The following is a 14309-nucleotide window of genomic DNA, read 5'->3' on the forward strand; positions in this document are numbered from 1 at the left end:
TAACATTAAGCCTGCTCAGATAGCAGGCTTAGTGGTAAGAAAGTTTTAGGGGCGTAGTTCAATTGGTAGAGCACCGGTCTCCAAAACCGGGTGTTGGGAGTTCGAGTCTCTCCGCCCCTGCCATTTATAAGAATCCTTTGCTCAGGCAAAGGATTTTTTTTGTCTGTAGTATTCCTTTCAATAAGACCTTAATTATCTCCGTCCATGGAGAGTGCCACTTATTCCAGAATCGAGCTTTTCAGGATCTCGTGGATCTGCGCCTGCTTATCGCTATTTTGTAACCAAATCGCATAGAGTGGTCGGGATAGCGTGGCGCTGTCCATGACTGTGTGTAATCCATGCTTCTCCTTCGCCCAGCGCACAGGTAGCCAGCTGCAGCCGTTCAGGCGTGATAATTGCTGATAGATGAGTTCTGCTGAAGAAGTGGTAAGCAGCGGAACATCATCACTACCGATCAGCCCCACTTCGTTTTGCTGAAAATCAGGTCCCCATTCAAGGCGTAAGTAATTTAATTCATTTCTGTTTTTTGCTGGCGATGCACAATATAGAGCAAGCGTGAAATTACCCAATAACTGGCTGCTTAATTCATCCATCTTCGGTGATTCGGTGGTGATCAGCAGATCTAACTGACGTTCGTGAAGCTGCTTAACCAGCGACTGCCGCTGCGCGATACGTGCTTCAAACTGGAGATTGTAGGGGGCGTTATAAAGCGTGCCGAGCCAGCCGTTAAGCATGCATTCCCATAGGGAGGCGCTGGCACCGATGGAGAATTCGTTGTGTCGCGAAGAGTGAGCGACCTCTTTGCGCGCGGCCTGCCATGTGTTCATCAATGTTTCGGCGTAGGGCAGGAGCTTTTCTCCGGCGGTCGTCAGGCGAATATTATTACGATGACGGGTGAACAGGTTCACACCGAGTTGGTTTTCCAGCTGACGAATACGAAAGCTGACCGCTGACTGTGTCAGGTAAAGTGCCTCTGCTGCCCGCCCAAAGTGACGAGTTCTGCTCACTTCCAGGAAAGTCTTGAGCAATTCCGTATCCACACTGTTCTCCACAAAATTATTTGTCGTCATGATTTAAATGTTTTGTTTGACGCTCTGTCAAGCGTAACTAATACTCCGCGCCATAAATAGCTCGGCCAAAGAATCAGGAGCGTGTAGGATGGCGGAAAGCTTTACGACGACTAATCGTTTTTTCGACAATAAAAATTATCCACGCGGGTTCTCCCGTCACGGTGATTTCACCATCAAAGAGGCGCAACTGCTGGAACGCCATGGTTATGCCTTTAACGAACTGGAACTGGGTAAACGCGAACCTGTTACCGATGATGAAAAACAATTTGTCTCGGTGTGCCGTGGTGAACGTGAGCCGGTAACGGAAGCAGAACGCGTATGGATTAAGTATATGGCACGCATTAAGCGGCCGAAGCGTTTCCATACTCTGTCTGGCGGCAAACCGCAGATGGAAGGCGCTGACGATTACACCGAAAGCGATGACTAAGAAAAAGGGCGTAAGCCCTTTTTTTACGCCATCATTTTCTGCAGATGGTTGAGCATTCGGTCTATTGCCCGATAGCTGAGCGCCTCCTGCAAATGGCGACGCTCAATCTCTTCCGTCTCTGCCAGATCGGCAATGGTTCTCGCCACTTTTAACAGACGTTGCCAGGCACGTATAGAAAGCCCCAGCCGGGTTAGCGTCTGTTCCAGCCAGACGGCATCCTCGTGTCGTAAATGGCAGCAGCTCTTCATTTCATGATTCTCAAGGTGGGCATTGAGCTTATTTTGCCTGAGCATTTGCCGTTCACGCGCCGCCAGCACCCGCTGCCGGACCGTTGCGCTCGATTCTTCGCCCTGCATGCCCTGGCTCAGTATCCCTGGCGGCGGCAGCGGGATCTCTAAGGAGAGATCGAAGCGGTCGAGGAAGGGACCTGACAGGCGTCCAAGGTAGCGCAATGTCTGCTCAGGAGATGCGCGATTGTGTTTGCCCTGATAATGTCCTGTCGGGCTTGGGTTCATCGCCGCGATAAGCTGAAAGCGCGCCGGATAGTCAATCTTGGCGCGCGAGCGTGATATGTGGATCTTGCCTGACTCAATGGGTTCGCGCAGCGCGTCCAGCACTCGGCGCTCAAACTCCGGCAGTTCATCAAGAAATAGCACGCCATTATGAGCCAGTGAAATCTCACCGGGGACAGGTATCGAGCCTCCGCCCACCATGGCTGCCAGCGAGGCGCTATGGTGAGGTGCGCGAAACGGCCTCTGACGCCACCGTGTCTTCGCGGTGTGGAGATTGACCAGGCTCTGAATAGCCGTGCTCTCCAGCGCTTCCTGATTGCTTAATGGCGGCAGGAGACCGGGGAGCCGGCTGGCAAGCATGGTTTTCCCGGTACCAGGCGGGCCAATCAGGAGCAGATTGTGGCCACCAGCCGCCACAATCTCCAGCGCTCGCTTGCCTTGTTGCTGGCCGATAACATCGTGCAAATCTTCACTGCGTTCATCAAGAGAGGGTTCCTCAGCGATGGGCGGTGAAAGCGATGCCTGCCCTGCGAGAAACGCGCATACCTCTTGTAGATGATCAGCGATCAGGCAATCGCTGCCGCCGATCAGACCCACCTCAGCCGCATTGTCAGAGGAGACGACAATGCGCCGGCCGGCTTTGATGGCCTCCATTGCGCTGGGGATCGCCCCTGGAACGCCGCGTAACCCACCCGTAAGGGCGAGTTCGCCCACAAACTCATATTGATTCAATCGGGTCGTATTGAGCTGCTCTGAGGCGACGAGAAGCGCGAGAGCGATGGGCAGATCGTATCGCCCGCCCTCCTTGGGCAGGTCCGCGGGCGCCAGGTTAATGGTTATCTTCTTCGCTGGGAAAGCGTAGCCGCTGTTGATCAGGGCGCTCCGCACCCGGTCGCGGGCCTCTTTAACGGTGGTTTCCGGCAGTCCGACCATGGTCAGACCGGGCAGGCCGCTGCTGAGGTGAACCTCGATAGTAATCAATGGCGCTTCGATACCGAGCGCCGCGCGGGTATAAACGATGGCGAGCGACATAAAACCTCCTGAACAGAGAAGGATTATGGCGAACCTCCTGTGAAAAGGGAGCCGTAATAACGCGAATTTAGAAGCAGGAATGCATTATTTTCACGATAGATCGTTACATTTTACCAAAAATGGAAGTGTGGTCCCAAAACCCCGTGGGGGTGGAGAGAAATAGGGAGAGGAGTGTGCAAGCCGAGAGAAAACTGAATTTTTTTCATTTCTGACTTTTTTCATATAAAACAATTATTTTTACTGAAACTGTTAGGCTGCTCAGCAACGGCGATATAAAAAAATCTTGTGTTTTATGTGATGTCTGTGGTAACTCTTTAGGTATTCCTTCGAACAAGAAGCCAGAAAGTACAGAAAATGACAGCCCTTCTACGAGTGATTAGCCTGGTCGTGATTAGCGTGGTGGTGATTATTATCCCACCGTGCGGGGCTGCACTTGGACGAGGAAAGGCTTAGAAATCAAGCCTTAACGAACTAAGACCCCCGCACCGAAAGGTCCGGGGGTTTTTTTATAACTGAAATAACCTAAGCGAGGAGCAGATGATGACTTTTAGCATAAAATTCTGTTTCTCCCGATTTATGACGGGGAACTAACTATGAATGGCGCGCAGTGGGTGGTACATGCTTTGCGGACACAGGGAGTCGACACAGTTTTTGGCTATCCGGGTGGCGCAATTATGCCGGTTTACGATGCACTGTATGACGGCGGCGTGGAGCACCTGCTGTGCCGGCATGAGCAAGGGGCTGCTATGGCGGCCATTGGTTATGCGCGAGCAACCGGTAAAACCGGGGTGTGCATCGCGACCTCCGGCCCGGGTGCGACCAACCTGATCACTGGCCTGGCGGATGCTCTGCTTGACTCTATCCCCATTGTTGCCATCACCGGCCAGGTCGCCGCTCCCTTCATCGGTACGGATGCATTCCAGGAAGTAGACGTTCTCGGTTTGTCACTGGCCTGTACTAAGCACAGTTTCCTCGTACAGTCTCTGGACGAGCTGCCGCGGGTTATCGCTGAAGCTTTTCAGGTGGCAAACTCAGGCCGTCCAGGCCCGGTGCTGGTTGATATCCCCAAGGATATTCAGATGGCGCAGGGCGATCTCGATCCCCATTTCTCTACCGTCGCTGACGAGATGGCATTTCCGCAGGCGGAGGTTGCTCAGGCTCAGCAGATGCTGGCTCAGTCACAGAAACCGATGCTGTATGTTGGCGGTGGAGTGGGTATGGCGCAGGCGGTACCGGCCTTGCGCGAATTCCTGGCGGTGACCCGGATGCCAGCGACTTGCACTTTGAAAGGGCTGGGCGTCGTGGACGCCGATTATCCGTATTATCTCGGTATGCTGGGAATGCACGGCACTAAGGCGGCCAACCTGGCGGTACAGGAGTGCGATCTGCTGATCGCCGTCGGTGCGCGCTTTGACGATCGCGTGACCGGTAAGCTCAATACCTTCGCTCCACATGCCAAAGTGATCCACATGGATATCGATCCGGCGGAGTTGAACAAGCTGCGCCAGGCGCATATCGGCCTGACCGGCGATCTGAACCGCTTGCTGTCGGCGCTGCAGCAACCGTTAGCTATCGATGACTGGCGCGAGCGTAATGCCGCACTGCGTGCCGAGCATGCCTGGCGTTACGATCATCCCGGTGAGGCAATCTACGCGCCGCTGTTGCTGAAACAGCTTTCCGACCGCAAGCCGGCGGACAGCGTGGTGACAACCGACGTTGGCCAGCATCAGATGTGGTCGGCTCAGCATATGACCTATACCCGCCCGGAAAACTTCATCACCTCCAGCGGCTTAGGCACCATGGGCTTTGGCCTGCCGGCCGCCGTTGGCGCCCAGGTGGCGCGCCCGGACGATACGGTTATCTGTATCTCCGGTGACGGCTCCTTCATGATGAATGTGCAGGAGTTGGGCACCGTTAAACGTAAGCAGTTACCGCTGAAGATCGTATTGCTCGACAACCAGCGGTTAGGGATGGTTCGACAATGGCAGCAGCTGTTTTTCCAGGAACGTTATAGCGAAACCACTCTGACTGATAACCCTGATTTCCTCACGCTGGCCAGCGCCTTCGGTATTCCTGGCCAACATATCACCCGTAAAGACCAGGTTGAAGCGGCACTCGACACCATGCTTTCGAGCCAGGGGCCATACCTGCTTCATGTCTCAATCGACGAACTTGAGAATGTCTGGCCGTTGGTGCCGCCCGGCGCCAGTAACTCTGAAATGCTGGAGAAATTATCATGATGCAACATCAGGTCGCTTTACAGGCACGTTTCAACCCGGAAACCTTAGAGCGCGTGCTGCGCGTTGTCCGCCACCGGGGTTTTCAAATCTGCGCAATGAATATGGAAACCGCGGCAGATGCGCAAAATATAAATATCGAATTGACCGTTGCCAGCCCGCGGCCCGTCGAATTACTGTTTAGTCAATTAAGCAAACTGGTCGACGTTGCCTGCGTCGAGATCCAGCAACCCACATCACAACAAATCCGCGCCTGAGCGCAAAGGAAGAAAAATGACGACGAAAAAAGCTGATTACATTTGGTTCAATGGCGAGATGGTTCCGTGGGGCGAAGCGAAAGTTCATGTGATGTCCCACGCGTTGCACTACGGTACCTCGGTATTCGAAGGTATCCGTTGCTACGATTCGCACAAAGGCCCGGTGGTGTTCCGTCATCGTGAACATATGCAGCGTCTGCATGATTCAGCCAAAATTTATCGTTTCCCGGTCTCTCAGAGCATCGACGAACTGATGGAAGCCTGCCGTGAAGTCATTCGGACCAATAATCTGACCAGCGCTTATATCCGCCCTCTGGTATTTGTTGGCGATGTTGGCATGGGAGTAAACCCGCCTCCGGGTTACAACACTGACGTGATCATCGCGGCGTTCCCGTGGGGAGCCTACCTCGGCGCAGAAGCGCTTGAGCAGGGGATCGATGCAATGGTCTCTTCCTGGAACCGCGCGGCGCCGAACACCATCCCGACGGCGGCGAAAGCGGGCGGTAATTATCTGTCCTCGCTGCTGGTAGGTAGCGAAGCACGTCGCCACGGCTACCAGGAAGGCATTGCTTTGGATGTGAACGGTTATATCTCCGAAGGCGCAGGCGAAAACCTGTTTGAGGTAAAAGATGGCGTGCTGTTTACTCCGCCGTTCACCTCTTCCGCGCTGCCGGGCATTACCCGCGACGCCATCATCAAGCTGGCGAAAGATCTCGGCATCGAAGTGCGCGAGCAGGTACTGTCCCGTGAATCTCTGTACCTGGCGGATGAAGTCTTCATGTCCGGCACCGCGGCGGAAATCACCCCGGTACGCAGCGTGGATGGTATCCAGGTCGGCGCAGGCCGTCGTGGTCCGGTAACTAAACGCATTCAGGAAGCCTTCTTTGGCCTCTTCACCGGTGAAACAGAAGATAAATGGGGCTGGTTGGATCCGGTAAGTAAGTAATTAAAAATGGGACGGCACGCACCGTCCCATTTAATAAACACAGATGGGAGTAAAAAGAGCATGCCTAAGTACCGTTCCGCCACCACCACACATGGCCGCAATATGGCGGGCGCCCGCGCGTTGTGGCGCGCAACCGGGATGACCGATGCCGATTTCGGCAAACCGATTATCGCCGTCGTTAACTCCTTTACCCAGTTTGTTCCCGGGCACGTGCACCTGCGCGATCTCGGCAAACTGGTTGCCGAGCAGATTGAAGCGGCTGGCGGTGTCGCCAAAGAATTTAACACCATCGCGGTGGATGATGGGATCGCCATGGGCCACGGGGGTATGCTCTACTCACTGCCATCCCGCGAGCTGATCGCCGACTCGGTGGAGTACATGGTTAACGCCCACTGTGCGGATGCGATGGTCTGTATCTCCAACTGCGACAAAATCACCCCGGGGATGTTGATGGCCTCCCTGCGCCTAAACATTCCGGTGATCTTTGTGTCCGGCGGCCCGATGGAAGCCGGGAAGACCAAGCTGTCAGATAAAATCATCAAGCTTGACCTGGTGGATGCGATGATTCAGGGGGCGGATCCGAAAGTGTCCGACGAGCAGAGCAATCAGGTAGAGCGTTCCGCCTGCCCGACCTGCGGCTCCTGTTCCGGGATGTTCACGGCGAACTCCATGAACTGCCTGACCGAAGCGCTGGGCCTGTCGCAGCCGGGTAACGGCTCGCTGCTGGCGACCCACGCCGATCGTAAGGAGCTGTTCCTGAACGCCGGTAAACGTATCGTCGAGCTGACCAAACGCTATTACGAGCAGGATGACGCTTCCGCGCTGCCGCGCAATATCGCCAGCAAGGCGGCTTTTGAAAACGCCATGACGCTGGATATCGCCATGGGCGGTTCCACCAATACCGTCCTGCATCTGCTGGCGGCGGCGCAGGAAGCAGAAATCGACTTCACCATGAGTGATATCGATAAGCTCTCCCGCAAGGTGCCGCAGCTGTGTAAGGTGGCGCCGAGTACGCAGAAATACCATATGGAAGATGTGCATCGCGCTGGCGGCGTGCTGGGCATTTTGGGCGAGCTGGACCGTGCCGGGCTGTTGAACCGCGAGGTCAAAAACGTCCTTGGCCTGACGCTGCCGCAGACCCTGGAACAGTACGATGTGATGGTGACCCAGGACGACGCGGTGAAAAAAATGTTCCGCGCCGGCCCGGCGGGCATCCGTACCACCCAGGCGTTCTCGCAAGACTGCCGCTGGGATACCCTGGATGACGATCGCGCCGAAGGCTGTATCCGTTCTCTGGAACACGCTTACAGCAAAGACGGCGGTCTGGCGGTGCTGTACGGCAATTTCGCGGAAAACGGCTGTATCGTCAAAACCGCCGGCGTGGACGACAGCATCCTGAAATTTACCGGACCGGCGAAAGTATATGAGAGCCAGGACGATGCGGTAGAAGCTATCCTCGGCGGCAAAGTTGTTGAAGGCGACGTCGTAGTGATCCGCTACGAAGGTCCGAAAGGCGGGCCGGGGATGCAGGAGATGCTTTACCCTACCAGCTTCCTGAAGTCGATGGGGTTGGGCAAAGCCTGTGCCTTGATCACCGATGGTCGTTTCTCTGGCGGTACCTCAGGGCTCTCTATCGGTCACGTCTCTCCGGAAGCGGCGAGCGGCGGCAACATTGCGCTCATTGAAGATGGCGACATGATCGCGATTGATATTCCGAACCGCAGCATCCAGCTGCAGCTGAGCGATGCGGAAATTGCCGCGCGTCGTGAAGCCCAGGAAGCGCGTGGCGACCAGGCGTGGACGCCGAAGAATCGCCAGCGTCAGGTCTCCTTTGCCCTTCGCGCTTACGCCAGTCTGGCAACCAGCGCCGACAAAGGTGCGGTGCGTGATAAATCCAAACTGGGTGGTTAATCATGGCGGATTCACAACCCTTGTCCGGCGCTCCTGAGGGCGCCGAGTATCTGCGAGCAGTGCTGCGCGCGCCGGTTTATGAAGCAGTGCAGAAAACGCCGCTGCAAAAAATGGAAAAGCTCTCGTCGCGGCTGGATAACGTCATTCTGGTGAAGCGTGAAGATCGCCAGCCGGTACACAGCTTTAAGCTGCGCGGCGCCTACGCGATGATGTCCAGCCTGACCACGGAACAAAAATCTCATGGCGTGATCACCGCTTCGGCGGGCAACCATGCCCAGGGTGTGGCGTTTTCCGCATCGCGGCTGGGCGTTAAGGCGCTGATCGTGATGCCGGTAGCGACCGCCGATATCAAAGTCGATGCCGTTCGCGGCTTTGGTGGCGAAGTGCTGCTGCACGGCGCCAACTTTGATGAAGCGAAAGCCCGCGCGATTGAGCTGGCCCAGCAGCAGGGCTTTACCTGGGTGCCGCCGTTCGATCATCCGATGGTGATCGCCGGCCAGGGCACCCTGGCGCTGGAGCTGCTGCAGCAGGATGCCCACATTGACCGTGTGTTCGTCCCGGTAGGCGGCGGCGGTCTGGCGGCGGGCGTGGCGGTGCTGATCAAGCAGCTGATGCCGCAGATCAAAGTGATCGCCGTGGAGGCGGAAGATTCCGCCTGTCTGAAAGCGGCGCTGGATGCGGGTCATCCGGTGGATCTGCCGCGCGTCGGCTTGTTTGCCGAAGGCGTGGCGGTCAAACGCATTGGCGATGAAACCTTCCGTCTGTGCCAGGAGTATCTGGACGATATCATTACCGTCGATAGCGACGCTATCTGCGCGGCAATGAAAGATCTGTTTGAAGATGTGCGGGCGGTGGCGGAGCCTTCCGGCGCGCTGGCGCTGGCGGGGATGAAGAAATATGTCGCCCAGCACAATATTCGCGGCGAGCGACTGGCTCATATTCTGTCCGGGGCCAACGTTAACTTCCACGGCCTGCGCTACGTGTCTGAACGCTGCGAGCTCGGAGAACAGCGTGAAGCGCTGCTGGCGGTGACGATCCCGGAAGAGAAGGGCAGCTTCCTCAAGTTTTGCCAGCTGCTGGGCGGGCGCTCGGTGACGGAGTTCAACTACCGGTTTGCTGACGCCAAAGACGCCTGCATTTTTGTCGGGGTACGCCTGAGTCGCGGCCTGGAAGAGCGCAAAGAGATCCTCCAGTTACTGAACGACGGCGGCTACAGTGTGGTGGATCTCTCTGACGATGAGATGGCCAAGCTGCATGTGCGCTATATGGTCGGTGGCCGGCCGTCTAAAGCGTTGCAGGAGCGTCTGTTCAGCTTCGAGTTTCCGGAATCCCCAGGCGCGCTGCTGAAGTTCCTGCATACCCTTGGCACCCACTGGAATATTTCGCTGTTCCACTACCGCAGCCACGGCACCGACTATGGTCGGGTGTTAGCGGCTTTTGAGCTGGGCGAGCACGAGCCGGACTTTGAAACCCGTCTTAATGAGCTGGGCTATGAGTGCCACGACGAAACCCATAACCCGGCGTTCCGCTTTTTTCTCGCGGGCTAGTGGTTAGGCAGGATTTTCCAGAAAGCATCAATAAGCGGCTCATGCAGCCGCTTTTTTTGTGCGCAAACGCCCAGCTCAAATGGGGTTTGCTCATCGCTGCGCTCCAGAATCATCACCCGGTTGCGTACTGGTTCCGGGCTGTTTTCCAGTACCACCTCCGGTAGCAGCGCCACGCCGCAGCCGAGGGCGACCATCGACACCATCGCTTCGTGTCCGCCGACGGTAGCGTAGATCGACGGGTTGCTGATTTTATGGCGTCGAAACCACAGCTCGATGCGTCGGCGCACCGGTCCCTGATCGGCCATGATGAACGGCACCGTCGACCAGTCGGGGCGATCGACGGTTACCTGGTTACGTACCGGGCAGGGAAGGGCTGGGGCAATTAACACCACGGCGAGATTCTCCAGCATCGAAAACGCCACCGATCCCGGCAGGGTTTCCGGTTTACCGGCAATCGCCAGATCGGCTTCGCCGGTGACCACCTTCTCCATGGCGTCGGCGGCGTCCCCGGTCGAGAGCTTGATCTCCACCGAGGGATGCGCGGCGCGAAAGCGGTCGAGGATTGGCGGCAGATGGCTATAGGCGGCGGTGACAGAGCAGAAGATATGCAGCTCGCCGGAGAGCGAAGGGCCCTGCTGATCGATACTGTGGCGAAGCTGCTGGTACTGCAATAAAGTTTGCTGGGCAAAGGTGCGTAACTCCTCCCCGGCTTCGGTGAGGGTCACCGTGCGATTATCACGCACGAATAACGGCTGGCCGAGGTCCTCTTCCAGGCGCTGGATCTGGCGCGAAAGCGTCGATGGGCTGACATGCATGGCCCGCGCGCTGCGGCCAAAATGGCGGCTTTCCGCCAGATGCAGAAAGGTTTTCAGATCGCGTAAATCCACGGCACGTACTCCCCGGTTTGATATTTCATAAAATGCAACGTGACGTTGTGAATATATCAATTTCCGCAATAAAATTCCTGTCATATAGTAAGTTCATTCTCGCAAAAGCGAACCGAACAATAAGTACGACACAACATCACGGAGTTACAGACATGGCTAACTACTTTAATACACTGAACCTGCGCCAGCAGCTGGCACAGCTGGGCAAATGCCGCTTTATGGCGCGCGACGAATTCGCCGATGGCGCAAGCTACCTTCAGGGTAAAAAAGTGGTCATCGTCGGCTGCGGCGCACAGGGCCTGAACCAGGGTCTGAACATGCGTGATTCCGGCCTGGATATCTCCTATGCGCTGCGCAAGGAAGCGATCGCTGAGAAGCGCGCCTCCTGGCGTAAAGCGACGGAAAACGGCTTCAAAGTCGGAACCTATGAAGAGCTGATCCCGCAGGCGGACCTGGTGGTCAACCTGACGCCGGACAAACAGCATTCAGACGTTGTGCGTTCCGTACAGCCGCTGATGAAAGACGGTGCGGCGCTGGGTTATTCCCACGGCTTCAACATCGTGGAAGTGGGCGAGCAGATCCGTAAAGACATCACCGTGGTGATGGTCGCGCCGAAGTGCCCGGGCACCGAGGTTCGTGAAGAGTACAAACGCGGTTTCGGCGTACCGACGCTTATCGCTGTCCATCCGGAAAACGACCCGAAAGGCGAAGGCATGGCCATTGCCAAAGCATGGGCGGCGGCGACTGGCGGCCACCGTGCAGGCGTTCTGGAATCTTCCTTCGTGGCAGAAGTGAAATCTGACCTGATGGGCGAGCAGACTATTCTCTGCGGCATGCTGCAGGCGGGTTCTCTGCTGTGCTTCGACAAGCTGGTGGCGGAAGGTACCGATCCGGCGTATGCAGAAAAACTGATTCAGTTCGGCTGGGAAACCATCACCGAAGCGCTGAAGCAGGGCGGTATTACCCTGATGATGGATCGCCTCTCTAACCCGGCGAAACTGCGCGCTTATGCGCTGTCCGAGCAGCTGAAAGAGATCATGGCGCCGCTGTTCCAGAAACACATGGACGACATCATCTCCGGCGAATTCTCCTCCGGTATGATGGCAGACTGGGCGAACGATGATAAGAAACTGCTGACCTGGCGTGAAGAGACCGGCAAAACTGCTTTCGAAACCGCGCCGCAGTATGAAGGCAAAATCGGCGAGCAGGAGTACTTCGATAAAGGCGTTCTGATGATCGCGATGGTGAAAGCGGGCGTTGAGCTGGCCTTCGAAACCATGGTGGCCTCCGGTATTATCGAAGAGTCTGCTTATTACGAATCACTGCATGAGCTGCCGCTGATCGCCAACACCATCGCCCGTAAGCGTCTGTATGAGATGAACGTGGTTATCTCCGATACCGCTGAATACGGTAACTACCTGTTCTCTTACGCTTGCGTACCGCTGCTGAAAGAGTTCATGACTACCCTGCAGACGGGCGACCTGGGCACGGCGATTGCCGAAGGCGCAGTAGATAACGCCCAGCTGCGTGACGTGAACGAAGCGATTCGCAGCCACGCAATCGAAGAAGTGGGCAAAAAACTGCGCGGTTATATGACTGATATGAAGCGTATTGCGGTCGCCGGCTAATAGACCGTCATTACCATCCGGCCCAGTAAGCGCCTTGCTACTGGGCCTTTTTTATACGCAGAGACGATTGCTTAGAACTGCCCCCAGTAAGCGCCTTTGTCTGGCAGGATATGTTTTTGTAGCTCGTTTAACGCGTTCGCTGCATTGCCGTCCTGAATCGCCTGAATGATAGCAACATGTTGTTGATGGGAGCGGTGCATATGTTCGTTGTTGCTACCCAGGTAGTTACGTATTGTCGCCATTTGAGCAGAGATTAAGACGTATGATTGCTGTAAATAAGAGTTTCCGCAATAAGTGAACAACGCTTCATGAAACAGATTATCGAGGCGTATATATTCGTGCGTGGCACTGTTCTCGAGACAATAAGTCATGTGGTCAAGGTTGGAGGATAAGGCTTGTACCAACTGACGCGGATTATGTTGTAAAGAAAGCTCCAGGGCTTTGGCTTCGACAATGTAACGAAACTCTAGTAACGCGTTGAATTCAATGTCATTTAGATTAAATACAAATGTCCCGCTTTTCGGGCGAATATGAACTAACCCTTCGCTTTGCAAACGGCGAAGCGCATCGCGTACGGGGGCCTTGGTTGATGAGAGGCGTGTTGCGAGTGCGGATTCCGATATTTTCCCACCCATTGGTAACGTGCCGTTAATGATCATATCTCTGATACGACGATAAATAACGTCTTTTAGTAAGTCCGTTGTCATATTGATTGAAAATTCCGGCAGTTAACGATAGTGATGAACAGTTGCAGAGGTGACTGTATAACAAATTTGAGAGAATGGGGAAATGATATATGGCAACAAGTTGCCATAGCAGATGTAAGTGGTAAAGCGCCGCGCTGTCAGGCGCGGCATAAATTACTGTTGTTCGGTTTGCTGGAGAAATGCCTTTACTTGTTGTTGGCGAGGAATAGGCGCGACGGCGCCATAACCGGTTGTTGTCAGCGCGGCGGCGGCGTTGGCGTAGCACAGCGCATCTTCCGGCGAATCGCCTTTGATAATGCGATAAAGAAACGCGCCCGAGAAGCAGTCTCCGGCCCCGGTCGCGTCGACGGCGGCGACTTTATGGCCTGAGTAGATAACCCGCCGGTTCTCATTGGCGAACATCGCGCCTTCCGCGCCCATTTTTAACACCACATTCTTTGCCCCGAGCTGCAGATAGAAATCCGTAATTTCATCTGCGTGATGCTTGCCGGTTAGCAGACGAGCCTCGTCGAGGCTAGGCATGCAGTAATCTACGTGGCGTATGGTTTCATGAATGATGGCGCGAGCGCGGGCTAACGGCCACAGTTTGAGCCGCAGATTGGTGTCGAAGGAAATCAGCGTTTGGTGCTTTTGGCACAGTTCAATGGCGTGAAAAAGCGCATCGCTGACGTTATTGCCAATGGCGTGCGTGATGGCTGAACTGTGAAATAAGCGCGCGGCGGCAATGGCGGACTCATTGATATCATCGACAGTCATCGTTGAGGCCGCAGAGCCTTTACGATAAAAAGTAAAGTGGTGGCCTTGTTCATTGTGCGAAATAAAATAGATCCCCGTCGGGGCAGTTTTATGCGTGTAAACCCATTGATGATTGACCTTTTCTGCATCCCATAATGCGCGGAAATTCTGCCCAAATACGTCATCGCCGAGTTGGGTTAACATGGCAACTTTAGCGCCCTGTCGCGCCGCGCTAATGGCGAAATTCGATGTATCGCCGCCAAATCCGCTGAGGTAATGCTGCTCAGAATGCTCCGTGGGAAGTTGATTGAATTCGAAAAGGGGTTCACCAAATGAAAGAATATCGAACTGCTTCATTGCGTTCTCCATGTGATAGTGTCCAGGCTCGCCATCAGCCGGTTTGGCTGATGGCG

Annotated in this window: 14 protein-coding genes and 1 tRNA gene; 10 read left to right on the top strand and 5 right to left on the bottom strand. The window is 55.3% G+C overall.

From position 1 onward, the window contains the following. Window positions 1–47 precede the first annotated feature (47 nt). A tRNA-Trp gene (locus ACKLKD_RS16195) sits at window positions 48–123 on the top strand. A gap of 95 nt (window positions 124–218) precedes the next feature. Here ACKLKD_RS16195 and hdfR read toward each other — a convergent pair. After that, window positions 219–1040, bottom strand: a complete 822-nt coding sequence (gene hdfR / locus ACKLKD_RS16200; protein WP_025711260.1) for an HTH-type transcriptional regulator HdfR — start codon at window positions 1038–1040, stop codon at window positions 219–221. A 118-nt stretch (window positions 1041–1158) separates the two neighbouring features. Here hdfR and ACKLKD_RS16205 point away from each other — a divergent pair, with 118 nt between their 5' ends. Continuing rightward, window positions 1159–1497: a DUF413 domain-containing protein gene (locus tag ACKLKD_RS16205; protein WP_004886877.1), complete on the top strand. Its 339-nt coding sequence runs from the start codon at window positions 1159–1161 to the stop codon at window positions 1495–1497. 23 nt (window positions 1498–1520) lie between these two features. Here the strand turns inward: ACKLKD_RS16205 and ACKLKD_RS16210 are convergent, their stop codons facing one another. After that, entirely contained in the window at window positions 1521–3041 is a 1521-nt protein-coding gene (locus ACKLKD_RS16210; RefSeq protein ID WP_025711259.1) for a YifB family Mg chelatase-like AAA ATPase, read from the bottom strand. Between the two features lie 354 nt (window positions 3042–3395). Here ACKLKD_RS16210 and ilvL point away from each other — a divergent pair, with 354 nt between their 5' ends. The 7 genes from ilvL (at window position 3396) to ilvA (ending at window position 9939) form a co-directional block, all read left to right on the top strand. After that, the gene (ilvL, locus tag ACKLKD_RS16215; RefSeq protein ID WP_001311244.1) at window positions 3396–3494 is read left to right on the top strand and encodes an ilv operon leader peptide; all 99 of its coding nucleotides are present in this window, start codon (window positions 3396–3398) and stop codon (window positions 3492–3494) included. Between the two features lie 87 nt (window positions 3495–3581). After that, window positions 3582–3632, top strand: coding sequence for a peptide IlvX (gene ilvX / locus ACKLKD_RS16220; RefSeq protein ID WP_175426296.1), 51 nt, complete (start codon window positions 3582–3584; stop codon window positions 3630–3632). Between the two features lie 2 nt (window positions 3633–3634). Further along, on the top strand, window positions 3635–5281 hold the full coding sequence (gene ilvG / locus ACKLKD_RS16225; protein ID WP_025711258.1) for an acetolactate synthase 2 catalytic subunit: 1647 nt from the start codon (window positions 3635–3637) through the stop codon (window positions 5279–5281). Continuing rightward, window positions 5278–5535 (top strand): acetolactate synthase 2 small subunit, encoded by a 258-nt coding sequence (gene ilvM / locus ACKLKD_RS16230; RefSeq protein ID WP_004886870.1) that lies wholly within the window; start codon window positions 5278–5280, stop codon window positions 5533–5535. The genes ilvG and ilvM overlap by 4 nt, the downstream gene beginning before the upstream one ends. A 16-nt stretch (window positions 5536–5551) precedes the next feature. Continuing rightward, a complete protein-coding gene (ilvE, locus tag ACKLKD_RS16235) occupies window positions 5552–6481 on the top strand; it encodes a branched-chain-amino-acid transaminase (RefSeq protein WP_025711257.1) in 930 nt (309 codons plus the stop codon). 60 nt (window positions 6482–6541) lie between these two features. Next, the gene (gene ilvD / locus ACKLKD_RS16240) at window positions 6542–8392 is read left to right on the top strand and encodes a dihydroxy-acid dehydratase (protein ID WP_002883173.1); all 1851 of its coding nucleotides are present in this window, start codon (window positions 6542–6544) and stop codon (window positions 8390–8392) included. A gap of 2 nt (window positions 8393–8394) precedes the next feature. Then, window positions 8395–9939 (top strand): threonine ammonia-lyase, biosynthetic, encoded by a 1545-nt coding sequence (ilvA, locus tag ACKLKD_RS16245; RefSeq protein WP_025711255.1) that lies wholly within the window; start codon window positions 8395–8397, stop codon window positions 9937–9939. Here the strand turns inward: ilvA and ilvY are convergent. Then, window positions 9936–10826 carry an HTH-type transcriptional activator IlvY gene (ilvY, locus tag ACKLKD_RS16250; protein WP_025711254.1) on the bottom strand — a complete coding sequence of 297 codons (891 nt, stop codon included), beginning with the start codon at window positions 10824–10826 and terminating at the stop codon, window positions 9936–9938. The two genes, ilvA and ilvY, sit on opposite strands and share 4 nt — an antisense overlap. Before the next feature lie 152 nt (window positions 10827–10978). Between ilvY and ilvC the strand changes: the two genes are divergently transcribed. Beyond that, a complete protein-coding gene (ilvC, locus tag ACKLKD_RS16255) occupies window positions 10979–12454 on the top strand; it encodes a ketol-acid reductoisomerase (protein WP_064164665.1) in 1476 nt (491 codons plus the stop codon). 71 nt (window positions 12455–12525) lie between these two features. Here ilvC and ACKLKD_RS16260 read toward each other — a convergent pair whose 3' ends face one another. Then, the gene (locus ACKLKD_RS16260) at window positions 12526–13161 is read right to left on the bottom strand and encodes a GntR family transcriptional regulator (protein WP_042929076.1); all 636 of its coding nucleotides are present in this window, start codon (window positions 13159–13161) and stop codon (window positions 12526–12528) included. Window positions 13162–13314: 153 nt separating this feature from the next. Then, complete coding sequence (locus tag ACKLKD_RS16265) at window positions 13315–14253, bottom strand: sugar kinase (RefSeq protein WP_025711251.1); 939 nt, start codon at window positions 14251–14253, stop codon at window positions 13315–13317. Window positions 14254–14309: the final 56 nt, after the last annotated feature.

Origin of the sequence: Klebsiella sp. 10982 (assembly GCF_048589245.1) — a bacterium.
Lineage (GTDB): Bacteria > Pseudomonadota > Gammaproteobacteria > Enterobacterales > Enterobacteriaceae > Klebsiella > Klebsiella quasivariicola.

Bases quoted from the DNA above. Each gene is read 5' to 3' on its own strand.
- ACKLKD_RS16205 (WP_004886877.1), top strand. From the start codon at position 1,159: ATGGCGGAAAGCTTTACGACGACTAATCGTTTTTTCGACAATAAAAAT.
- ACKLKD_RS16210 (WP_025711259.1), bottom strand. From the start codon at position 3,041: ATGTCGCTCGCCATCGTTTATACCCGCGCGGCGCTCGGTATCGAAGCG.
- ilvL (WP_001311244.1), top strand. From the start codon at position 3,396: ATGACAGCCCTTCTACGAGTGATTAGCCTGGTCGTGATTAGCGTGGTG.
- ilvG (WP_025711258.1), top strand. From the start codon at position 3,635: ATGAATGGCGCGCAGTGGGTGGTACATGCTTTGCGGACACAGGGAGTC.
- ilvM (WP_004886870.1), top strand. From the start codon at position 5,278: ATGATGCAACATCAGGTCGCTTTACAGGCACGTTTCAACCCGGAAACC.
- ilvE (WP_025711257.1), top strand. From the start codon at position 5,552: ATGACGACGAAAAAAGCTGATTACATTTGGTTCAATGGCGAGATGGTT.
- ilvD (WP_002883173.1), top strand. From the start codon at position 6,542: ATGCCTAAGTACCGTTCCGCCACCACCACACATGGCCGCAATATGGCG.
- ilvA (WP_025711255.1), top strand. From the start codon at position 8,395: ATGGCGGATTCACAACCCTTGTCCGGCGCTCCTGAGGGCGCCGAGTAT.
- ilvC (WP_064164665.1), top strand. From the start codon at position 10,979: ATGGCTAACTACTTTAATACACTGAACCTGCGCCAGCAGCTGGCACAG.
- ACKLKD_RS16260 (WP_042929076.1), bottom strand. From the start codon at position 13,161: ATGACAACGGACTTACTAAAAGACGTTATTTATCGTCGTATCAGAGAT.
- ACKLKD_RS16265 (WP_025711251.1), bottom strand. From the start codon at position 14,253: ATGAAGCAGTTCGATATTCTTTCATTTGGTGAACCCCTTTTCGAATTC.